The following is a 16,964-nucleotide window of genomic DNA, read 5'->3' on the forward strand; positions in this document are numbered from 1 at the left end:
TCTCACTCCCAATATGAACTACTATTATAGTTATTTTATATTTATTTAGAGAAATAAACAAATTAAATTGTAATAATTATCTAAAAATTTTGAATAACACAAAAATTAATGTATAATACTTTTTAAAGAAAGCGATTTCATTAAACAAGGGGGAGTTTACAATGAAAGTAGAAGTATTTGAAAGCGAGCAAGGTAATTATAATTTACAAGATTATGAAAAGACATATCAGGACTTTGATTGGGATGAAGTGAAAAAAGCTTTCTCATGGAATGAAACAGGAAAAATAAATATGGCTTACGAGTGTATTGATCGTCATGTTGATAATGGTAAAGGCGATAAAATTGCACTTAATTATAGAGATGAAAAACGTAAAGAACAATATAGTTTTAAAGAATTAAAAGTGCTATCAAATAAGGCTGCCAACGTTTTAGTAGATAAAGCGAATGTTCAAAAAGGTGATCGTGTATTTATCTTTATGCCAAGAACGCCTGAACTATATTTTGCCTTTCTGGGTATTCTAAAAATTGGTGCTATCGTTGGTCCACTATTTGAAGCTTTTATGGAAAAAGCAGTAACTGATAGATTAGAAAATAGTGAAGCAAAAGTCATTGTTACTACAAATAGTTTACTAGGCAGAATTCCTAAGGATAAATTACCTCACTTAGAAACAATCGTAGTTGTTGATGATGAAGTTGATGAACAATATGTTGATTTCAATAAAGAATTGAAACAAGCAAGTGAAGAATTTGATATTGAGTGGTTAAAAGAAGATGATGGTTTAATCTTACATTACACATCAGGTTCTACTGGTCAACCTAAAGGGGTATTACACGTTCAAATAGCAATGTTACTTCATTATATTTCAGGTAAATATGTATTAGATTTAAAAGAAGACGACATTTACTGGTGTACAGCTGATCCTGGTTGGGTTACAGGTACATCTTATGGTGTGTTTGCACCGTGGTTAAATGGTGTTACAAATTGTATAGCGGGTGGTCGATTCTCTCCTGAACAATGGTATAGCATGATTGAAACATTTAAAGTAACAATTTGGTATACTGCGCCTACAGCATTAAGAATGTTAATGAGCGCAGGTGATGATGTAGTAGAAAAATATGATTTATCATCATTACGATCAATTTTATCTGTTGGTGAGCCACTTAACCCTGAAGTTATTAAATGGTCTAAAGATGTATATGATAAACGTGTATTAGATACATGGTGGATGACAGAAACAGGGGGCCATATGATTGTGAATTATCCTGCAGTTGACGTTAAATTAGGTTCTATGGGTAAACCATTACCGGGAATAGAGGCTGCTATTATAGATGACTCAGGTAATGTATTACCACCGAACAGAATGGGTAATTTAGCTATTAAAAAGGGTTGGCCATCTATGATGTATTCAATTTGGAAAAACCCTGAAAAATATAATTCCTACTTTATTGGAGATTGGTACGTTTCAGGTGATTCAGCATATCAAGATGAAGATGGTTATTTCTGGTTCCAAGGCCGTGTAGATGATGTTATTATGACTGCTGGTGAGCGTGTAGGTCCATTTGAAGTAGAATCTAAATTAGTTGAGCATGAAGCAGTAGCTGAAGCGGGTGTTATCGGTAAACCAGATCCTGTCAGAGGCGAAATTATCAAAGCCTTTATTTCATTACGCCAAGGATATGAACCTTCAGATGAGTTAAAAGCAGATATTCGTAAATTTGTTAAAGAGGGACTATCAGGTCATGCAGCACCAAGAGAAATAGAATTTAAAGATAAATTACCTAAAACACGTTCTGGTAAAATTATGAGACGTGTGTTAAAAGCTTGGGAGCTTAATTTAGATGCAGGTGATTTAAGTACGATGGAAGATTAAACTTTAATAAGTGTAAGTAAGCTAGGACAATTATTGGTCCTAGCTTTTTTAATGATTATAGTTGACCTAAGTAGAAATAAAGGTTTTTGAAATCATACTATGATGTAATTTTACTTTAAATATTTAGATTTATAAAATAGATTTATTTAAATTAGCAGATTTATCATAAAATTAAGTTAAATTTTACACAAATCATTGGAAACGCTCTCAAAAATTCGACATCGCTTACATTGTTAGTTATTATTAATATGTAAGATTAAAAGAAACCTTAAGCAACTGATTTGAGGTATTCTTACATAAATCAAATTATAATTAACAAGGGGTTGAAATAAGTTGGCACATTTATCAGATTTAGATATTGCTAATCAATCAGAACTAAAACCTATTGGAGAAATCGCTGAAAAAGCTGGAATCCCAGCAGACGCTTTAGAACAATATGGTCACTATAAAGCTAAGATTGATATCAATCAAATCAAACCAAAAGACAACAAAGGGAAAGTCGTTTTAGTAACTGCAATGAGTCCAACACCAGCAGGTGAAGGTAAATCTACAGTTACTGTTGGATTATCTGATGCGTTCAACGAATTAAAGAAAAATGTAATGGTAGCTTTACGTGAACCAGCATTAGGACCTACATTTGGTATTAAAGGTGGGGCAACTGGTGGAGGTTATGCTCAAGTATTACCAATGGAAGATATTAACTTACACTTCAACGGTGACTTCCACGCAATTACTACTGCAAATAATGCTTTATCTGCATTTATCGATAACCACATCCATCAAGGTAATGAATTAGGCATTGATGTACGTCGTGTTGAATGGAAACGTGTATTAGACATGAACGACCGTGCATTACGTCATGTAAATGTTGGTTTAGGTGGACCTACTAACGGTGTACCTCGTGAAGATGGTTTCAATATTACAGTTGCCTCAGAAGTAATGGCAATCTTATGTTTAGCTCGTAATATTAATGACTTAAAAGAAAAAATTAGCCGTATTACAATTGGTTACACTCGTGATCGTAAACCAGTTACAGTTGCAGACTTAAAAGTTGAAGGCGCATTAGCAATGATTCTTAAAGATGCTATTAAACCTAACTTAGTTCAAACTATTGAAGGTACACCTGCATTAGTTCATGGTGGACCATTCGCTAACATTGCACATGGTTGTAACTCAATTTTAGCTACTGAAACAGCACGTGATCTTGCAGACATCGTTGTAACAGAAGCAGGATTCGGTTCAGACCTTGGTGCTGAAAAATTCATCGACATTAAAGCTAGAGAAGCTGGCTTTGAACCTTCAGCAGTAGTTTTAGTTGCAACAGTTCGTGCCCTTAAAATGCATGGTGGCGTAGCTAAAGATGACTTAAAAGAAGAAAATGTTGAAGCAGTTAAAGCTGGTATTGTTAACTTAGAACGTCATGTTAACAACATCCGTAAATTTGGTGTTGAACCAGTTATCGCATTAAATGCATTTATTCATGATACAGATGCTGAAACTGAAGCAGTAAAAGCTTGGGCTAAAGAAAATAACGTTAGAATCGCTTTAACTGAAGTATGGGAAAAAGGCGGTAAAGGTGGCGTTGAATTAGCTAACCAAGTACTTGAAGTTATTGAACAACCAAATGATTTCAAATTCTTATATGATTTAGATCAATCATTAGAAGAAAAAATTGAAACAATCGTAAAAGAAATCTATGGTGGTTCTTCAGTTACATTTAGTAAAAAAGCTAAAAAACAACTAAAAGAATTTACTGACAATGGTTGGGGTCAATATCCAATCTGTATGGCTAAAACTCAATATTCATTCAGTGATGATGCAACTGCTTTAGGTGCTCCAACTGATTTTGATATTACTATTAGAGAATTAGAGGCTAAAACAGGTGCAGGATTTATTGTTGCATTAACAGGTGCAATCATGACTATGCCTGGATTACCTAAAAAACCAGCTGCATTAAATATGGACGTTACAGAAGACGGCCATGCAGTAGGCTTATTCTAGTAGACTGAAGTACCTACTATCATAATGTATTATTATGTTACATTGAAAACTGCCGACAAAGCGCAAAACTTGTCGGCAGTTTTTTTGAATTTGTTTTTGAAACAAAATATGAATTTAATTAAATAAGACATTTAATCAATTATGCAGATTGATTATTAGTTAATTGCGGTTTTGTAAGTAAATGGTCATAGATATGATATCGTTTAGCGTGGCGGTATTCCTCTTTATCGATTACACCTTCAACAAGCATTCGTTTTAATACATAGTGTTGACGATTAACACTGATTTTGACTTCTTTATAAGTTTTTAATTCACCATTTTCTTCATAGGGTGTATACATATACGGGCTTTGTAATAAACCAATTAAGTAAGCAGACTGTGCAATATTTAAATCTTTCGGTGGAATACCGAATAAACTATAAGACGCAGACGCAATACCTGTAATATTGTTACCTTCATAATCTCTACCGAAAGGTACAATATTTAAATATGTATAGATGATTTCATTTTTTGACAATAAATTTTCAAGACGCATTGCTAAAATAAGTTCATTTGCTTTTCGACTATATGTTTTTTTACTTGATAGCACTTGGTTTTTGACTAATTGTTGAGTAATTGTACTACCACCAGTGCTTTGATCAAGATTAAATACATCTTGTATCATTGCTCGTACGAGTGCTTTTGGAAGGATACCTTTATGTTTATAAAACATAGTATCCTCGGAAGAGGTAAGGGCTTTAATGACATTTGGATTGACGTGTTTAGGACCAACTATTAGAGAGTTCTCAGATTTATCATATTCACTTAAGACATCAGAATTTTCATGATTTATTAAATCGTCACCTGCAAAATGCAAGACTTTCTGTTTTAATTCACGGTCGCTTATTTTAGACGATTCATGCGTTAAATGATTGAAATAAATAACTGTACCTATAAATTCTATTAAACATATAAATAACCCAACACTAAATAATCCTACAATTGCATGTTTCGTTTTTTTGTAGGACTTTTCAAATGAATTAAATTTAGTATCTCTATTAATGTTGGTTGACATCTCTTTCACCTTAAGCCTCCTGAAATTTAAATATAGTATACCATAATCACTGATTTGACTTTTATATTTTTAATACTTATAATTAATTACAATTCAATATATTTTGGATGAGAGGACAAGTAATATATTTGTGATTTCCAGAGAGTTAGTGGTAGCTGTGAACTAATAGTTGCACTTATATGAATACACCTCATTATGAATTGTCCAACGTTTATTAATGAACGTATCATTGATAGAGTGAATAGCAATATGCTATTTAAGTATGGTGGTAACGTGCTCAAGCGCCCTTACATTTAACGATGTATGGGTGCTTTTTTATTTTTCATAAATAGAGTATAGATCACTAAATATTAAAAATAAAATCTTTGTTTAGGAGGAATATTGATGTCAAACGCTTTAATTGAAGAGTTACAATGGAGAGGTTTAATTTATCAACAAACAGATGAAAGTAGCATAGAAGAATTATTAAATAAGGAACAAATTTCTTTATATTGTGGTGCTGACCCTACTGCTGATAGTCTGCATATTGGTCATTTGCTTCCCTTTATGACTCTAAGACGTTTCCAAGAACATGGTCATCGTCCTATCGTTCTAATTGGTGGGGGAACTGGTATGATTGGTGATCCATCCGGAAAATCTGAAGAACGTATACTACAAACAGAAGACCAAGTAGAGGCTAACGTTGAGGGTATTAGTGCTCAAATGCATAAATTATTTGAATTTGGTACGGATAAAGGTGCCATTTTAGTTAATAACAAAGATTGGTTGAGTCAAATCTCACTAATTAGTTTCCTAAGAGACTATGGTAAACATGTTGGTGTGAACTACATGTTAGGTAAAGATTCTATTCAATCTCGCCTAGAGAATGGTATATCATACACTGAATTCACTTATACTATACTTCAAGCTATCGACTTTGGTCATTTAAACCGTGAATTAAATTGTAAATTACAAGTTGGTGGTTCAGATCAATGGGGTAATATCACTAGTGGTATTGAATTAATGCGACGTATGTATGGACAAACTGAAGCATATGGTTTAACAATTCCTTTAGTTACGAAATCAGATGGTAAGAAATTTGGTAAATCAGAATCAGGTGCTGTATGGTTAGACGCTGACAAAACAAGCCCTTATGAATTTTACCAATTTTGGATTAATCAATCAGATGATGATGTCATTAAATTCTTGAAATACTTTACATTTTTAGATAAAGATGAAATTAATCGTCTCGAAGAATCTAAAAATCAAGAACCTCATTTAAGAGAAGCGCAAAAAGCCTTAGCGGAGAATGTTACAGAATTTATTCATGGTAAAGAGGCATTAGATGATGCCATTCGTATCTCTAAAGCTTTGTTTAGCGGCGATTTAAAATCATTATCAGGCAAAGAATTAAAAGAAGGTTTCAAAGATGTTCCTCAAGTTGAATTATCAACTGAAACTTCAAATATTATTGATGTCTTAATTGAAACAGGCATTGCGACGTCTAAACGCCAAGCACGTGAGGATGTTAATAACGGTGCTATTTATATTAATGGGGAAAGACAACAATCAGTAGACTATGAATTAAGCAATGAGGATAAAATAGATGATGAATTTACAATCATTCGTCGTGGTAAGAAAAAATATTTCATGGTTAACTATAAATAATAAGGTTTAATTTTATTGGCAATGTAGCGAAATCTTATAGACTTTGCGCATTGCCCTTTTTATGAAAAATAAATAGAGTACGGGTATAATAAATGTGTTATAAAGATTAAAAAGAAGTGATGAAATGACTAATAATAAAGAAGAAATTTTAATGAGTAGCTTTAGAGATTTGTTTAATAAAATAGGTTGGCTAAATAAAGATAAAATGGAACAAGCACTTAAGGGGTTCAAATCATCTGAAGTTCATTGCGTTGAAGCGATTAAAGAATATCAGAATCCCAATGTACAATATTTAGCGAATAAGCTATTTATGACAAGAGGTGCAATTAGTAAATTAACAAAACGTTTGCAGCAAAAAGGTTTAATTGAAAGTTTTAAAAGTAAAGACAATAAAAAAGAAATATATTTTAAGTTAACTGAACAGGGTGAAAGTGTTTATCAAATTCACTCTGAATTACATGAATCGTTTCAAAATAGAGATCAAAGTGTTTTTGACAGCATGACAGAAGATGAATTTAATAATATGATGACCTTCATTAATAGGTATCATCAACATTTGGATCAACTAATCGAACAAGAGCATCGATCATTATAAGAGATTAAACTTAAAAACTCGCTTACAGGTTAAGCGAGTTTATTTGTTATATATTGTTGACAAGGAAACAAAAAGAGAGTATATTTTGTTGACGTGGAAACAATATATAGGAGGAACGTATGTCAAAATTAAATGATAGTCAAGTTTCGAGAGAAATTATGATAGCTGCTTGGGCAATAGCATTAGGGGCTATGGCACCTATGTTGAATTCGACAATGATTAATATAGCTATCAAACAACTTAACAACGCATTTAATACTACTATTGAAATCACTCAGTGGGGTATAACAGGATATGTCCTTGCTTTAGCGCTAGTTATTCCAATAGCAGGATGGCTGGTCAATCAATTTAATGGTAAGTATGTATTTATCGGAGCATCAATTCTATTTGGAATTACATCTGTATTAGCTGGTATTAGTTGGAATGTAGAGAGTTTTATTGTGTTCAGAATTATTCAAGGAATGTCTGCAGGCATAATTACAACGTTAATGTTCACGCTATTGATTAAGACAACGGGTCAAGACCATATTGGGAAAGTCATGGCTGTCGTAAGTACACCTATGATATTCGGGCCTATCATGGGACCAGTCATTGGTGGATTTGTAATTCATATTGTGTCTTGGCGCTGGATGTTCTTTATTAATGTCTTAGTCGTAATCATCGCCATATTATTGCAAATAAAATATTTACCGAACTTTGTCCCTTTTAATAAAAGTAAGTCTATTGACATTTTAGGAATGATATTGCTAGGTCTTATCAGCATATCAACCATATACGGCTTAACAAAAGCAAGTGATTACCATAGTTTTATAATAGAACTACTATTCTTCTTCTGATTATTGGTTGTATTATGATACTTATGTATTATATTCATAATAAAGTTAAACATGATAATACCATTTTGCCATTATCACTCTTTACTAAGGGAAATTATACAGCATCATTTATAGGCTTATTTCTCTCAAATATAGGTATCATGGGACCTATGGTCATAATTCCGTTATATTTTCAGACATTTAAGCATTACACTCCTATTGAAGCAGCTCTAGCACTTATACCACAGGGAATTGGAATGCTTATTACAAGACCATACTTGGGGAAATTAATCGATCAGTATGGAGCGAAATGGGTGGTTTTAATAAGTGTTATAATCTCGATGTTTGGATCAATACCTTTATTATTTATTACAGATCATACTAGTATCATTGCTCTATCTATTATCTTATTTTTAAGAGGATGTAGTGTTGGAGGCATTAATTTAGGTTTAACTACTGATGCATATATGGGCATTAAAGAGAGCGTATTAGCTGAAGCGGGTGTGGGAATTAATATGATTGAAAATATTGGTTCAAGTTTTGGAACAGCTTTCATTGCAACAATTCTTTCAGTTGTATTAAATCAATTAGGTAATTCCTTGACACACAATATTATCGCTTATCATGCTGGATTCTTAGTATCAGTCATTACATTAATTTTAATCATTGTTCCAGCTTTATTTCTTACTTATAAGTCAAAGGCGACTATATAAGCATTAATACGACCAGTAATTGATTTTGAATAATCATGTACTGGCCGTATTTGTGTATTATGTTCTTTTGTTAGAAAAACTATTGTATAAATTGACTGTTTCGACTATTATCTGATTCAGAGTCAGATGATTGAGTAGATGATATATCGGACTGGCTTTTTAGCTTAACATTAACTGTTAGCGTTTTTCCATCACGTAAAACAGTTAGTTTAGCAGTCTCACCAGGCTTCTTATTTTGATACAGATAAGTTCTTAAATCAGTATCTTCTTTTACAGTTTTATCATCTATTTTAGTAATGATATCGCCTGTTTTTAATTCACTTGAGCGACTTACTTTAGCAACATAAATACCATCATCACGATCTGTGTTTAATTCTTTTTTATAAGAATCAGGAATATCACTTAAATTTAGTAAACCAATTCCTATAGAAGGGCGTTCAATTTTACCATTTTTAACAAGTTGTTCAATAGTTACTTTAACTTCATTACTTGGAATAGCAAAACCAATACCTTCTACTTGCTCAGCGGCTATCTTCATAGAGTTGATACCAACCAAGTTACCATTAATATCTACTAATGCACCACCAGAGTTACCAGGGTTTATTGCAGCATCAGTTTGCAAGACGTTAACTTTAGTACCACCAGAAGTAGTATTTGACTCAATTGTACGCTCATTTGCTGAAACAATTCCAGAAGTAACTGAATTAGCAAATTCCAAACCTAGAGGATTACCCATAGCGAAAACACTATCTCCAGTTTGTACTTTTGACGAATTTGCAAATTTAATTGATTTAATACCCTTAGTATTATCTATTTTTAAGACAGCTATATCTGATACAGTATCTTTCCCAATTAACTTCGCTTTAACTTGTTTACCACTATGTAATTGGACTTTAATCTCGGATGCACCACTTATTACATGGGTGTTTGTCACAATGTAAGCAGAATTATTATTAATTTGGTAGATCACACCTGAACCAATACCTGCTTCTTCAGATTCAGATGATGATTTACCTTGTAAAAAATCTTCTAAACCATTAGCTTTTTGCATATTAATGACACCAACTATCGCAGGTGATACATCTTTAATCATTGCATTAACAGATTTATATTTATCACTTTTTCCGTCTAATACATTTCCACCTTTACTATTATTGGCTTCTTGAACTTGGGCACCACCATTATCTATTCCAACTAATCCCATTATTTTACTTGCACCTAAGACAAGTAAAGCACCTATCACACCAGCAATTAATGCAACGATAATTGTTTTAAACCATGGGAATTTAGGTTTTCCAGGTTGAGGTTGCTGATAGTTGTTATAATTTGATTGATTCTCTTGATTAAATTCAGACATTTTTAACCTCCTTTTTAATATTAACCCTTTATTTAATTATGAAAGGTTTAATCAAATATTGCCAGTAATCCACTATCAGACTTTAGATGTATCTTTTGATAAGTTGTTCATATATAAGGATAATGATAAAATCAATAAAGTATAGAAATCAATAAGCAGGTGACATAATGTATCAATTTATAAGTAGACTATTAGATTTTATATTAGTTAAAATGGCTAAATCATTATATGTTATTGGAAAGGAGAACATTCCTAAAGATAACAAATACGTAGTAACATGTACTCATGAAAGTTATAATGAAGTGATCATGTTAGGTATGGCATTAGTTCCTAATGAAATTCATTACATGGCTAAAAAAGAATTATTTAATAATAAATGGTTTGGTCAATTTTTAACTTCATTGAATGCTTTTCCTGTTGACCGTGAAAATCCAGGACCAAGTACAATGAAAAGACCAGTTAATTTGTTAAAAGAAAATAAAACTGTCGGTATCTTCCCAACGGGACATCGTACATCAGCGGAAGGGGCTCCATTAAAAAGAGGCGCTTCAACTATTGCAATGTTAGGCAAAGCGCCAATTTTACCAGCAGCCTATGTTGGACCTAAAAAATTACATGGTTTAATTACTGGTCAGGCACTTATTAAATTTGGTGAGCCAATTTATCAATCAGATATTCCTAAAGATTTAAAAAGAAATGAAAAAATAGATTATTTAACACATGAAATTGAAAGACGTACAGCACAATTACAAAAAGAACTACACTTAATTCAAGACAGTTTAGAAAAATAAATTATAGTAACTAATTAACAATAAACACTCTATTTAATGACCCAAATAGTTATTTTAATAGGGTGTTTTTGTTTTTAAATATACACTTAATTAATTTCGGTGAATTTAATATGAGACTTGTTATTTTTATAAACTTATTTAAATTTATAATTTTACATATATAGGTTTAAGAGCTTTAGCGTGATAGATACCTTTATGCTTATTATATTTTTAAAATGATTTAAAATTGACACATCAAAAGCGCTTACATTTATGGTAAATTAATAAAGGAACTATATACATATCTTAGTTATATATAAATTATTTGAATAATATGTGTTTTGGGAGTGAGTGAAATGTTTAAGTTTTTTCAAAATTTAGGGAGATCTTTAATGCTACCAGTAGCTGTTTTACCCGCTGGCGCAATAATCGTTGGAATTGGTAATTTGCTTAAAGCATTAAATATATTACCAACAGTGGCATTATTCTTCAGTACGGTAGGGAGTGCAATATTAGGCCAACTAGGGCTTATCTTTGCAATTGGCGTTGCGATTGGTATGGCAAAGAAAAATGATGGTGCAGTCGCATTAGCGGGTGCTTTGGGATATGCACTAGTCGTTAAAGTATTATCTCCTGAGTTCGTAGCACCATTATTTAATATAAAAGAGAGTGCTGTAAACGACGGATTTAGTAAGATGGATAATTCAAATGTGTTTATTGGTATTATAATAGGACTAATTGCAGCATACTGTTATAACAAATTCAGTGATGTTGAATTACCTATAGCATTATCATTCTTTAGTGGTAAGCGATTAGTTCCAATTATGACAGTATTCTATTGTACTTTTTTAATTGTGATTTTACTATTCGCATGGCCATTTATATATTCAGCTATAGTGGCATTTGGTGAATGGTTAGTTGGTTTTGGACCATTCGGTGCATTCCTATACGGCTTCTTTAACCGACTATTAATTCCTACTGGGCTTCACCATGCATTAAATGCTGTGTTCTGGTTTGATACAGCAGGAATTAACGATATCGGTAAATTCCAAACTGGACAAGATGCAATTAAAGGTATTACTGGTCGATATCAAGCAGGATTCTTCCCAATTATGATGTTCGGCATGCCTGCTGCAGCGTTGGCGATGTATCACACCGCTGAATCTACACAGAAAAAACAAGTATATGGTTGGTTTATAGCAAGTTCCATTTCTGCATTTATGGTTGGTGTAACTGAACCTATTGAATTTGCATTTATGTTTGTTGCACCGGTATTATTTGTAATCCATGCATTATTAACCGGTTTGTCATTATTTATAGCTGCACTATTTCATTGGACAGCAGGATTCTCATTTAGTGCAGGTTTAATTGATTACGCATTATCACTAATCAATCCAGTGGCTAATCATCCGTTAATGATTTTAGTTCAAGGCATTGTATTCTTTGCTTTATATTACTTTATCTTTAGATTTGTCATTAAAATCTTTAACCTCAACACAATTGGTCGTGGTGACAATTTATTAGCTGATCCAACTTCTAATACGACTGAGAGAGATGGGGCTGAAACTACAAGTAAAAGCAAATATCATCACACAGCAAGTCAAATCTTAGAAGGATTAGGTGGTAGTGAAAATATTACTACATTGACCAATTGTGCTACTAGATTAAGAATTGAATTAAAAGATAATTCTATTATTGACGAACAAAAAATTAGAAATGCAGGAGCGGTTGGCGTAACCAAAAATGGTCAACACTCAGCACAAGTTATAATTGGCACTCATGTACAGCAAGTCGCAGATGAAATTGAAAAGCAAATGTAAAATTTATACTTTCATTTTTTAAAAGTATTAAGACAGACAAAATATGTCTTACTGATTTGATAAGATATAACCATATTGATAAATATGTGTTGTTCAATTAACTGATGAATTTTAGGAGGATACCTTGAATTCATCAGTTTTTTATTATAGATTTATTGACATTGAGATATAAGACGTTAAGATTATAAGTATCAGAATATTCAAAAATAATGGAGCGAAAAGTCATGAAATCAATTTTATTTGATGTAGACGGTGTATTCTTAAGTGAGGAACGTTGTTTCGATACGTCAGCTTTAACAATAGAGGCGTTACTTAAAAGTGAACATTTTTTAGGTTTAGATAAATCATTTAAACTAAATACATTAAGTGACGAAACTATAAATAATATTCGCAGTAAAGTATTTAATAATGATTTAATTCTTAATCGATTAAAATCAATGGGATTAAATTCAAATTGGGATATGTTATTTGTCGTTTTTTGCATACATTTTATCCAATTAATAAAGCAATTTAACTTTCAAGAAATTAAAGACATTATAGAAGATAATCAATTTTCAGCTAAAAGTATTCAAGGCATTCAGTCATTGATCAATAGAGATTTTAAAATCGATTATGAACTTCCTATGAATTTTATTAATCATAGTCAAGGTGGTAAAAATAATATTTATGCTGAGTTAGAACAATATGCTAAGAAAGAATTAAATGTTAATGATGCGCGCTTGTTTAAACTTAAAGGACCTCTATGGTTTGTTGCTAGAGATTTATACCAAGAATTATACATGGGTTCTGAATTATTTGAACAAGTTGAAGAAAAGCCTTCTAATCTTGATGGTATTAATGGTTTTATTTATTACGAAACAGTTCTTAGACCTATTGAAGAGATAAAGTCATTACTTAATTCTCTTAAAGAGAAAGGCTATCATCTTGCAATAGCTACAGGTAGACCTAGAACTGAGACATTAGTTCCATTTGAATCTTTAGGTTTAAAAGCGTTCTTTTCAGATAATCACATTGTTACTGCAAGTGATGTTATGGAAGCTGAAAATGAATATCCTGACTTTATACCTCTAGGTAAGCCTAATCCTTTTTGCTACATAGCTACTCTATATGGAAATAACAAGGAGAATTATAAACAATTCATTACTCAACAAGATCAAATTGTAAATAAAGAAGATGTAATCATTGTTGGTGACTCACTGGCTGATTTATTCTGTGCTAAACAAATAGGTGCTACATTTATAGGTACATTAACAGGGTTAAAAGGGCAAGAGGCTCGTAAAGAATTGGAGCATCATGAAGCGGATTATATTGTTGATCATATAGGTTTGATTAAAAATATTTTATTGAAAGGTTAATTCATTATAAATTGATATTAAATCATTAGTATTAATATGCCCCTCAATGATGAAGTGAAATCCATCATAGAGGGGCATTATTATTTCAAGTAGTTATAGTAGTGAATCTTTAAAAAGATTAGTTATTTGACTGAGAGTGTAGTTCCATATATTTTATCGAAACCACCCACATCATATAGTTCATTGATAATATCCTCAGTAACAGGTTGATCAATTGATAATACCATCATCGCTTGGCCTCCTTGTACATTTCTGCCAAGTGACATTGATGCAATGTTAATATTATGTCTACCTAGTAGCTGACCAGTTAAACCGACCATACCAGGCTTGTCACCATGATAAGAAACAAGTTGGTAGGCATTAGGTTTAAAGTCAACAGAGTAATCATTAATACGTACAATACGAGCGCCAAAGCCAGCTATGACAGTGGCACCAATTTTTACTTCTTCCGTATCACTAATTAAATGAACTTGAATATAATTACTAAAAGTACCTTGTGATGCTCTTTTTTCAACGTTACGTGTTACACCTTGTTCATTTAAAAGTGCAAAAGCATTAATGATATTAACACGATCTCCTAAATCCTGTTGCAAAATTTGTTTTACAATTGAGCGTGTAATTAAGTCAGTTTCCTGTTTAGCGACATCACCATTAAAAGTCACCTTGATTTCTCTCGGTGCACCTTCAATTAATTGAATTGCTAATTCACCAGATAACTCACCTATTTCAATCCATTGTTGTGTTATTTCATCTATATCATTGAAACTAATTTTTGGCGCATTGACTGCGTGTGTTACATTACCGTTTTCCAGTATATCTATAATTTCTTCTGACACTGATACTGCAACTTTCTCTTGAGCCTCAATAGTTGATGCACCTAAGTGTGGCGTAACAATGATTTTTTCATGCTCTATTAATGGTGAATCGGTAGGGGGTTCATGTTCAAATACGTCTAATGCAGCACGTGCAATCTGATTATTATCTAGTGCATTTAATAAATCATCTTCATTGATAATACCGCCTCTTGCGACGTTAATAATTTGCAATGTTGGTTTTGCTTTTGAAAAGAAATCAGCATTTACAATACCTTTTGTTTTAGGTGTTAATGGCGTATGAACTGTTACAAAATCAGCTTGTCTAGCTATTTCATCTATAGTAGCAAGTTTAACGCCTAATTGCTGTGCTTTATCTTCCGTAAGATAAGGGTCATAAGCTAACACTTTCATACCGAAACTTTGAAGTCGTTGTGCTACACCAATACCTATTCGTCCTGCACCTATGACACCTATTGTTTTTTGATAAAGTTCGACACCCTTAAACGCTTTTCTATTCCATTCCTTATTTTTTAAAGATGCATGCGCTTGAGGAATATTTCTAGCCATCGCTAAAATCATAGCTACTGAATGTTCAGTTGCAGAAATAGTATTACCATCAGGTGCATTAATAACTAAAATACCTTGGAGAGTAGCAGCTTCAATATCAATATTGTCAACGCCAACACCAGCACGTGCGATAACTTTCAATTTATTAGCCTTTTCAATGACTTGTTGAGTCACTTGCGTCTGACTACGAACAATTAAACCCTCGTAATTACCTATAATATCTAATAATGATTGTTCATCCAAATCAGTTTTAATATCGACGTTAAAATCTGAATGGTTTAATAAACTTTGTAATCCATCTGTTGAAATAGGGTCTGACACTAGAATATTATGCTTCACTATGAATCACCTCTGAAAATTTTGTTAAGCCTTTACCAATATAATTCGTTTGACGGTAATCTGTAAGTATAATCTCTAAAGCACTTATCACTGAGAGTATATCGAAAGGTGAGACTTTACCCATATGTCCGATACGTAAAATTTTTCCTTTCAATTTACCTTGACCACCAGCGATTGTAATATTAAATCTTGTTTTTAAAGTTGATTTAATATGAGTTAATTCATCTTTGGATGTTGGTATGAACGATGTTACCGTTGGGGAAGCGAAATCATCTTCTACTAGAAGTTCCAAATCTAATGCATTTAAAGCTGATCTTAGACCGTCTCTAATAATATAGTGACGTTTAATGGTATTTTCAAACCCTTCAGAATGAATTAATTCGGCATAAGCGTTTACAGCTCTAAATAACCCGACATTTGGTGTAAAAGGAGTAGAATCTTGTTGAAGTGAGTCAAAGTATTTATTTAAATTTAAGTAAAAACGTGGTGTAGTCACTTCTTTGAAACGTTTCAACGCACGATCATTATAAGCAACGAATGCTAGTCCGGGTGGCAACATAATTGCTTTTTGACTTCCAGAAACTAACACATCTATGTAGTCACGCTCTAAATTAACATCTACAGCACCAATACAACTCACACCGTCTACAACAAAGTAGATATCTTGATCGAATGTTTTCAGTGCTTTACCAAGTTCACCTACAGGATGTAAGACAGCTGTTGACGTTTCGCAGAATTGAGTAAATACAGCACTGATTTGATGATTTAAATTGTCAAGATATGTTATGAATTCTTTAACATCAATGGGTTGACCCCATTCCACATTATATATGTGTACATTTTCATAGTATGTCTCAGCAATTTGTTTAAAACGATTGCCAAAGGCGCCTGACACTATAACAACAAAATGATCATCAGGATTAACTATATTTAACATACTTGCTTCTAAGACACTAGTACCACTTGATGTTAAAATCATAACTTCATTTTCTGTACCAAAAATGGGTTTTAAATTGTTAAATGCTTTTTTAGCTATAGATTCAAAATCTGGTGAACGGTGACCAACCATAGGTAAACCTAAAGCATGATTGATTTCCTTTGGAACTGGAGTAGGTCCTGGTGTTAATAAAAGTGGTTCATAATAATTCATTAAATTTCCTCCCACGGTATAAGATTTAATCATTTTACCAAATATTCTGATAATTTAAAAGAGCAATCACCATGTTTATATGAGATTCATGGTGA

At 32.4% G+C, this 16,964-nt stretch carries 11 protein-coding genes and 1 pseudogene; 8 read left to right on the top strand and 4 right to left on the bottom strand.

The genetic code is table 11. The annotated features are described in order from the left end of the window. The first annotated feature begins 161 nt into the window (after nucleotides 1–161). Nucleotides 162–1,871, top strand: a complete 1,710-nt coding sequence (gene acsA, locus SBL15_RS04090; protein WP_317955249.1) for an acetate--CoA ligase — start codon at nucleotides 162–164, stop codon at nucleotides 1,869–1,871. Between the two features lie 333 nt (nucleotides 1,872–2,204). After that, entirely contained in the window at nucleotides 2,205–3,872 is a 1,668-nt protein-coding gene (locus tag SBL15_RS04095; RefSeq protein ID WP_037536874.1) for a formate--tetrahydrofolate ligase, read from the top strand. A gap of 139 nt (nucleotides 3,873–4,011) precedes the next feature. Here SBL15_RS04095 and SBL15_RS04100 read toward each other — a convergent pair whose 3' ends face one another. Next, nucleotides 4,012–4,926: a biosynthetic peptidoglycan transglycosylase gene (locus tag SBL15_RS04100; protein WP_107611780.1), complete on the bottom strand. Its 915-nt coding sequence runs from the start codon at nucleotides 4,924–4,926 to the stop codon at nucleotides 4,012–4,014. A gap of 384 nt (nucleotides 4,927–5,310) precedes the next feature. On the opposite strand from SBL15_RS04100, the gene tyrS reads away from it, so the two are divergent. From tyrS to SBL15_RS04115, 3 genes and pseudogenes are all read left to right on the top strand, one after another. Further along, on the top strand, nucleotides 5,311–6,573 hold the full coding sequence (gene tyrS / locus SBL15_RS04105) for a tyrosine--tRNA ligase (RefSeq protein WP_011275493.1): 1,263 nt from the start codon (nucleotides 5,311–5,313) through the stop codon (nucleotides 6,571–6,573). A gap of 124 nt (nucleotides 6,574–6,697) precedes the next feature. Beyond that, entirely contained in the window at nucleotides 6,698–7,168 is a 471-nt protein-coding gene (locus tag SBL15_RS04110; protein WP_053016751.1) for a MarR family transcriptional regulator, read from the top strand. 119 nt (nucleotides 7,169–7,287) lie between these two features. Beyond that, nucleotides 7,288–8,696 (top strand): annotated as a pseudogene (locus tag SBL15_RS04115) (DHA2 family efflux MFS transporter permease subunit). Nucleotides 8,697–8,775: 79 nt separating this feature from the next. Here SBL15_RS04115 and SBL15_RS04120 read toward each other — a convergent pair. Beyond that, entirely contained in the window at nucleotides 8,776–10,053 is a 1,278-nt protein-coding gene (locus SBL15_RS04120; protein ID WP_107611760.1) for a S1C family serine protease, read from the bottom strand. Between the two features lie 167 nt (nucleotides 10,054–10,220). Here SBL15_RS04120 and SBL15_RS04125 point away from each other — a divergent pair, with 167 nt between their 5' ends. The 3 genes from SBL15_RS04125 (at nucleotide 10,221) to SBL15_RS04135 (ending at nucleotide 13,998) form a co-directional block, all read left to right on the top strand. After that, nucleotides 10,221–10,844 (top strand): 1-acyl-sn-glycerol-3-phosphate acyltransferase, encoded by a 624-nt coding sequence (locus SBL15_RS04125; RefSeq protein ID WP_317955251.1) that lies wholly within the window; start codon nucleotides 10,221–10,223, stop codon nucleotides 10,842–10,844. Between the two features lie 335 nt (nucleotides 10,845–11,179). Beyond that, nucleotides 11,180–12,643 (top strand): N-acetylglucosamine-specific PTS transporter subunit IIBC, encoded by a 1,464-nt coding sequence (gene nagE, locus SBL15_RS04130; RefSeq protein WP_107611758.1) that lies wholly within the window; start codon nucleotides 11,180–11,182, stop codon nucleotides 12,641–12,643. 224 nt (nucleotides 12,644–12,867) lie between these two features. Continuing rightward, nucleotides 12,868–13,998 carry an HAD family hydrolase gene (locus SBL15_RS04135; protein ID WP_107611757.1) on the top strand — a complete coding sequence of 377 codons (1,131 nt, stop codon included), beginning with the start codon at nucleotides 12,868–12,870 and terminating at the stop codon, nucleotides 13,996–13,998. Between the two features lie 122 nt (nucleotides 13,999–14,120). Here the strand turns inward: SBL15_RS04135 and serA are convergent, their stop codons facing one another. Both serA and SBL15_RS04145 read right to left on the bottom strand, forming a co-directional pair. Next, nucleotides 14,121–15,719 (bottom strand): phosphoglycerate dehydrogenase, encoded by a 1,599-nt coding sequence (gene serA / locus SBL15_RS04140; protein ID WP_107611756.1) that lies wholly within the window; start codon nucleotides 15,717–15,719, stop codon nucleotides 14,121–14,123. After that, nucleotides 15,709–16,869 carry a pyridoxal-phosphate-dependent aminotransferase family protein gene (locus SBL15_RS04145; protein WP_107611755.1) on the bottom strand — a complete coding sequence of 387 codons (1,161 nt, stop codon included), beginning with the start codon at nucleotides 16,867–16,869 and terminating at the stop codon, nucleotides 15,709–15,711. Before SBL15_RS04145 ends, serA begins: the two co-directional genes overlap by 11 nt. Nucleotides 16,870–16,964: the final 95 nt, after the last annotated feature.

Origin of the sequence: Staphylococcus sp. NWU MKU2, assembly GCF_033283605.1 — a bacterium.
GTDB lineage: Bacteria > Bacillota > Bacilli > Staphylococcales > Staphylococcaceae > Staphylococcus > Staphylococcus haemolyticus.

Excerpts from the sequence above, each read along its gene's own strand:
- acsA (WP_317955249.1), top strand. The coding sequence starts at position 162 with ATGAAAGTAGAAGTATTTGAAAGCGAGCAAGGTAATTATAATTTACAA.
- SBL15_RS04100 (WP_107611780.1), bottom strand. The coding sequence starts at position 4,926 with ATGTCAACCAACATTAATAGAGATACTAAATTTAATTCATTTGAAAAG.
- tyrS (WP_011275493.1), top strand. The coding sequence starts at position 5,311 with ATGTCAAACGCTTTAATTGAAGAGTTACAATGGAGAGGTTTAATTTAT.
- SBL15_RS04110 (WP_053016751.1), top strand. The coding sequence starts at position 6,698 with ATGACTAATAATAAAGAAGAAATTTTAATGAGTAGCTTTAGAGATTTG.
- SBL15_RS04120 (WP_107611760.1), bottom strand. The coding sequence starts at position 10,053 with ATGTCTGAATTTAATCAAGAGAATCAATCAAATTATAACAACTATCAG.
- SBL15_RS04125 (WP_317955251.1), top strand. The coding sequence starts at position 10,221 with ATGTATCAATTTATAAGTAGACTATTAGATTTTATATTAGTTAAAATG.
- nagE (WP_107611758.1), top strand. The coding sequence starts at position 11,180 with ATGTTTAAGTTTTTTCAAAATTTAGGGAGATCTTTAATGCTACCAGTA.
- SBL15_RS04135 (WP_107611757.1), top strand. The coding sequence starts at position 12,868 with ATGAAATCAATTTTATTTGATGTAGACGGTGTATTCTTAAGTGAGGAA.
- SBL15_RS04145 (WP_107611755.1), bottom strand. The coding sequence starts at position 16,869 with ATGAATTATTATGAACCACTTTTATTAACACCAGGACCTACTCCAGTT.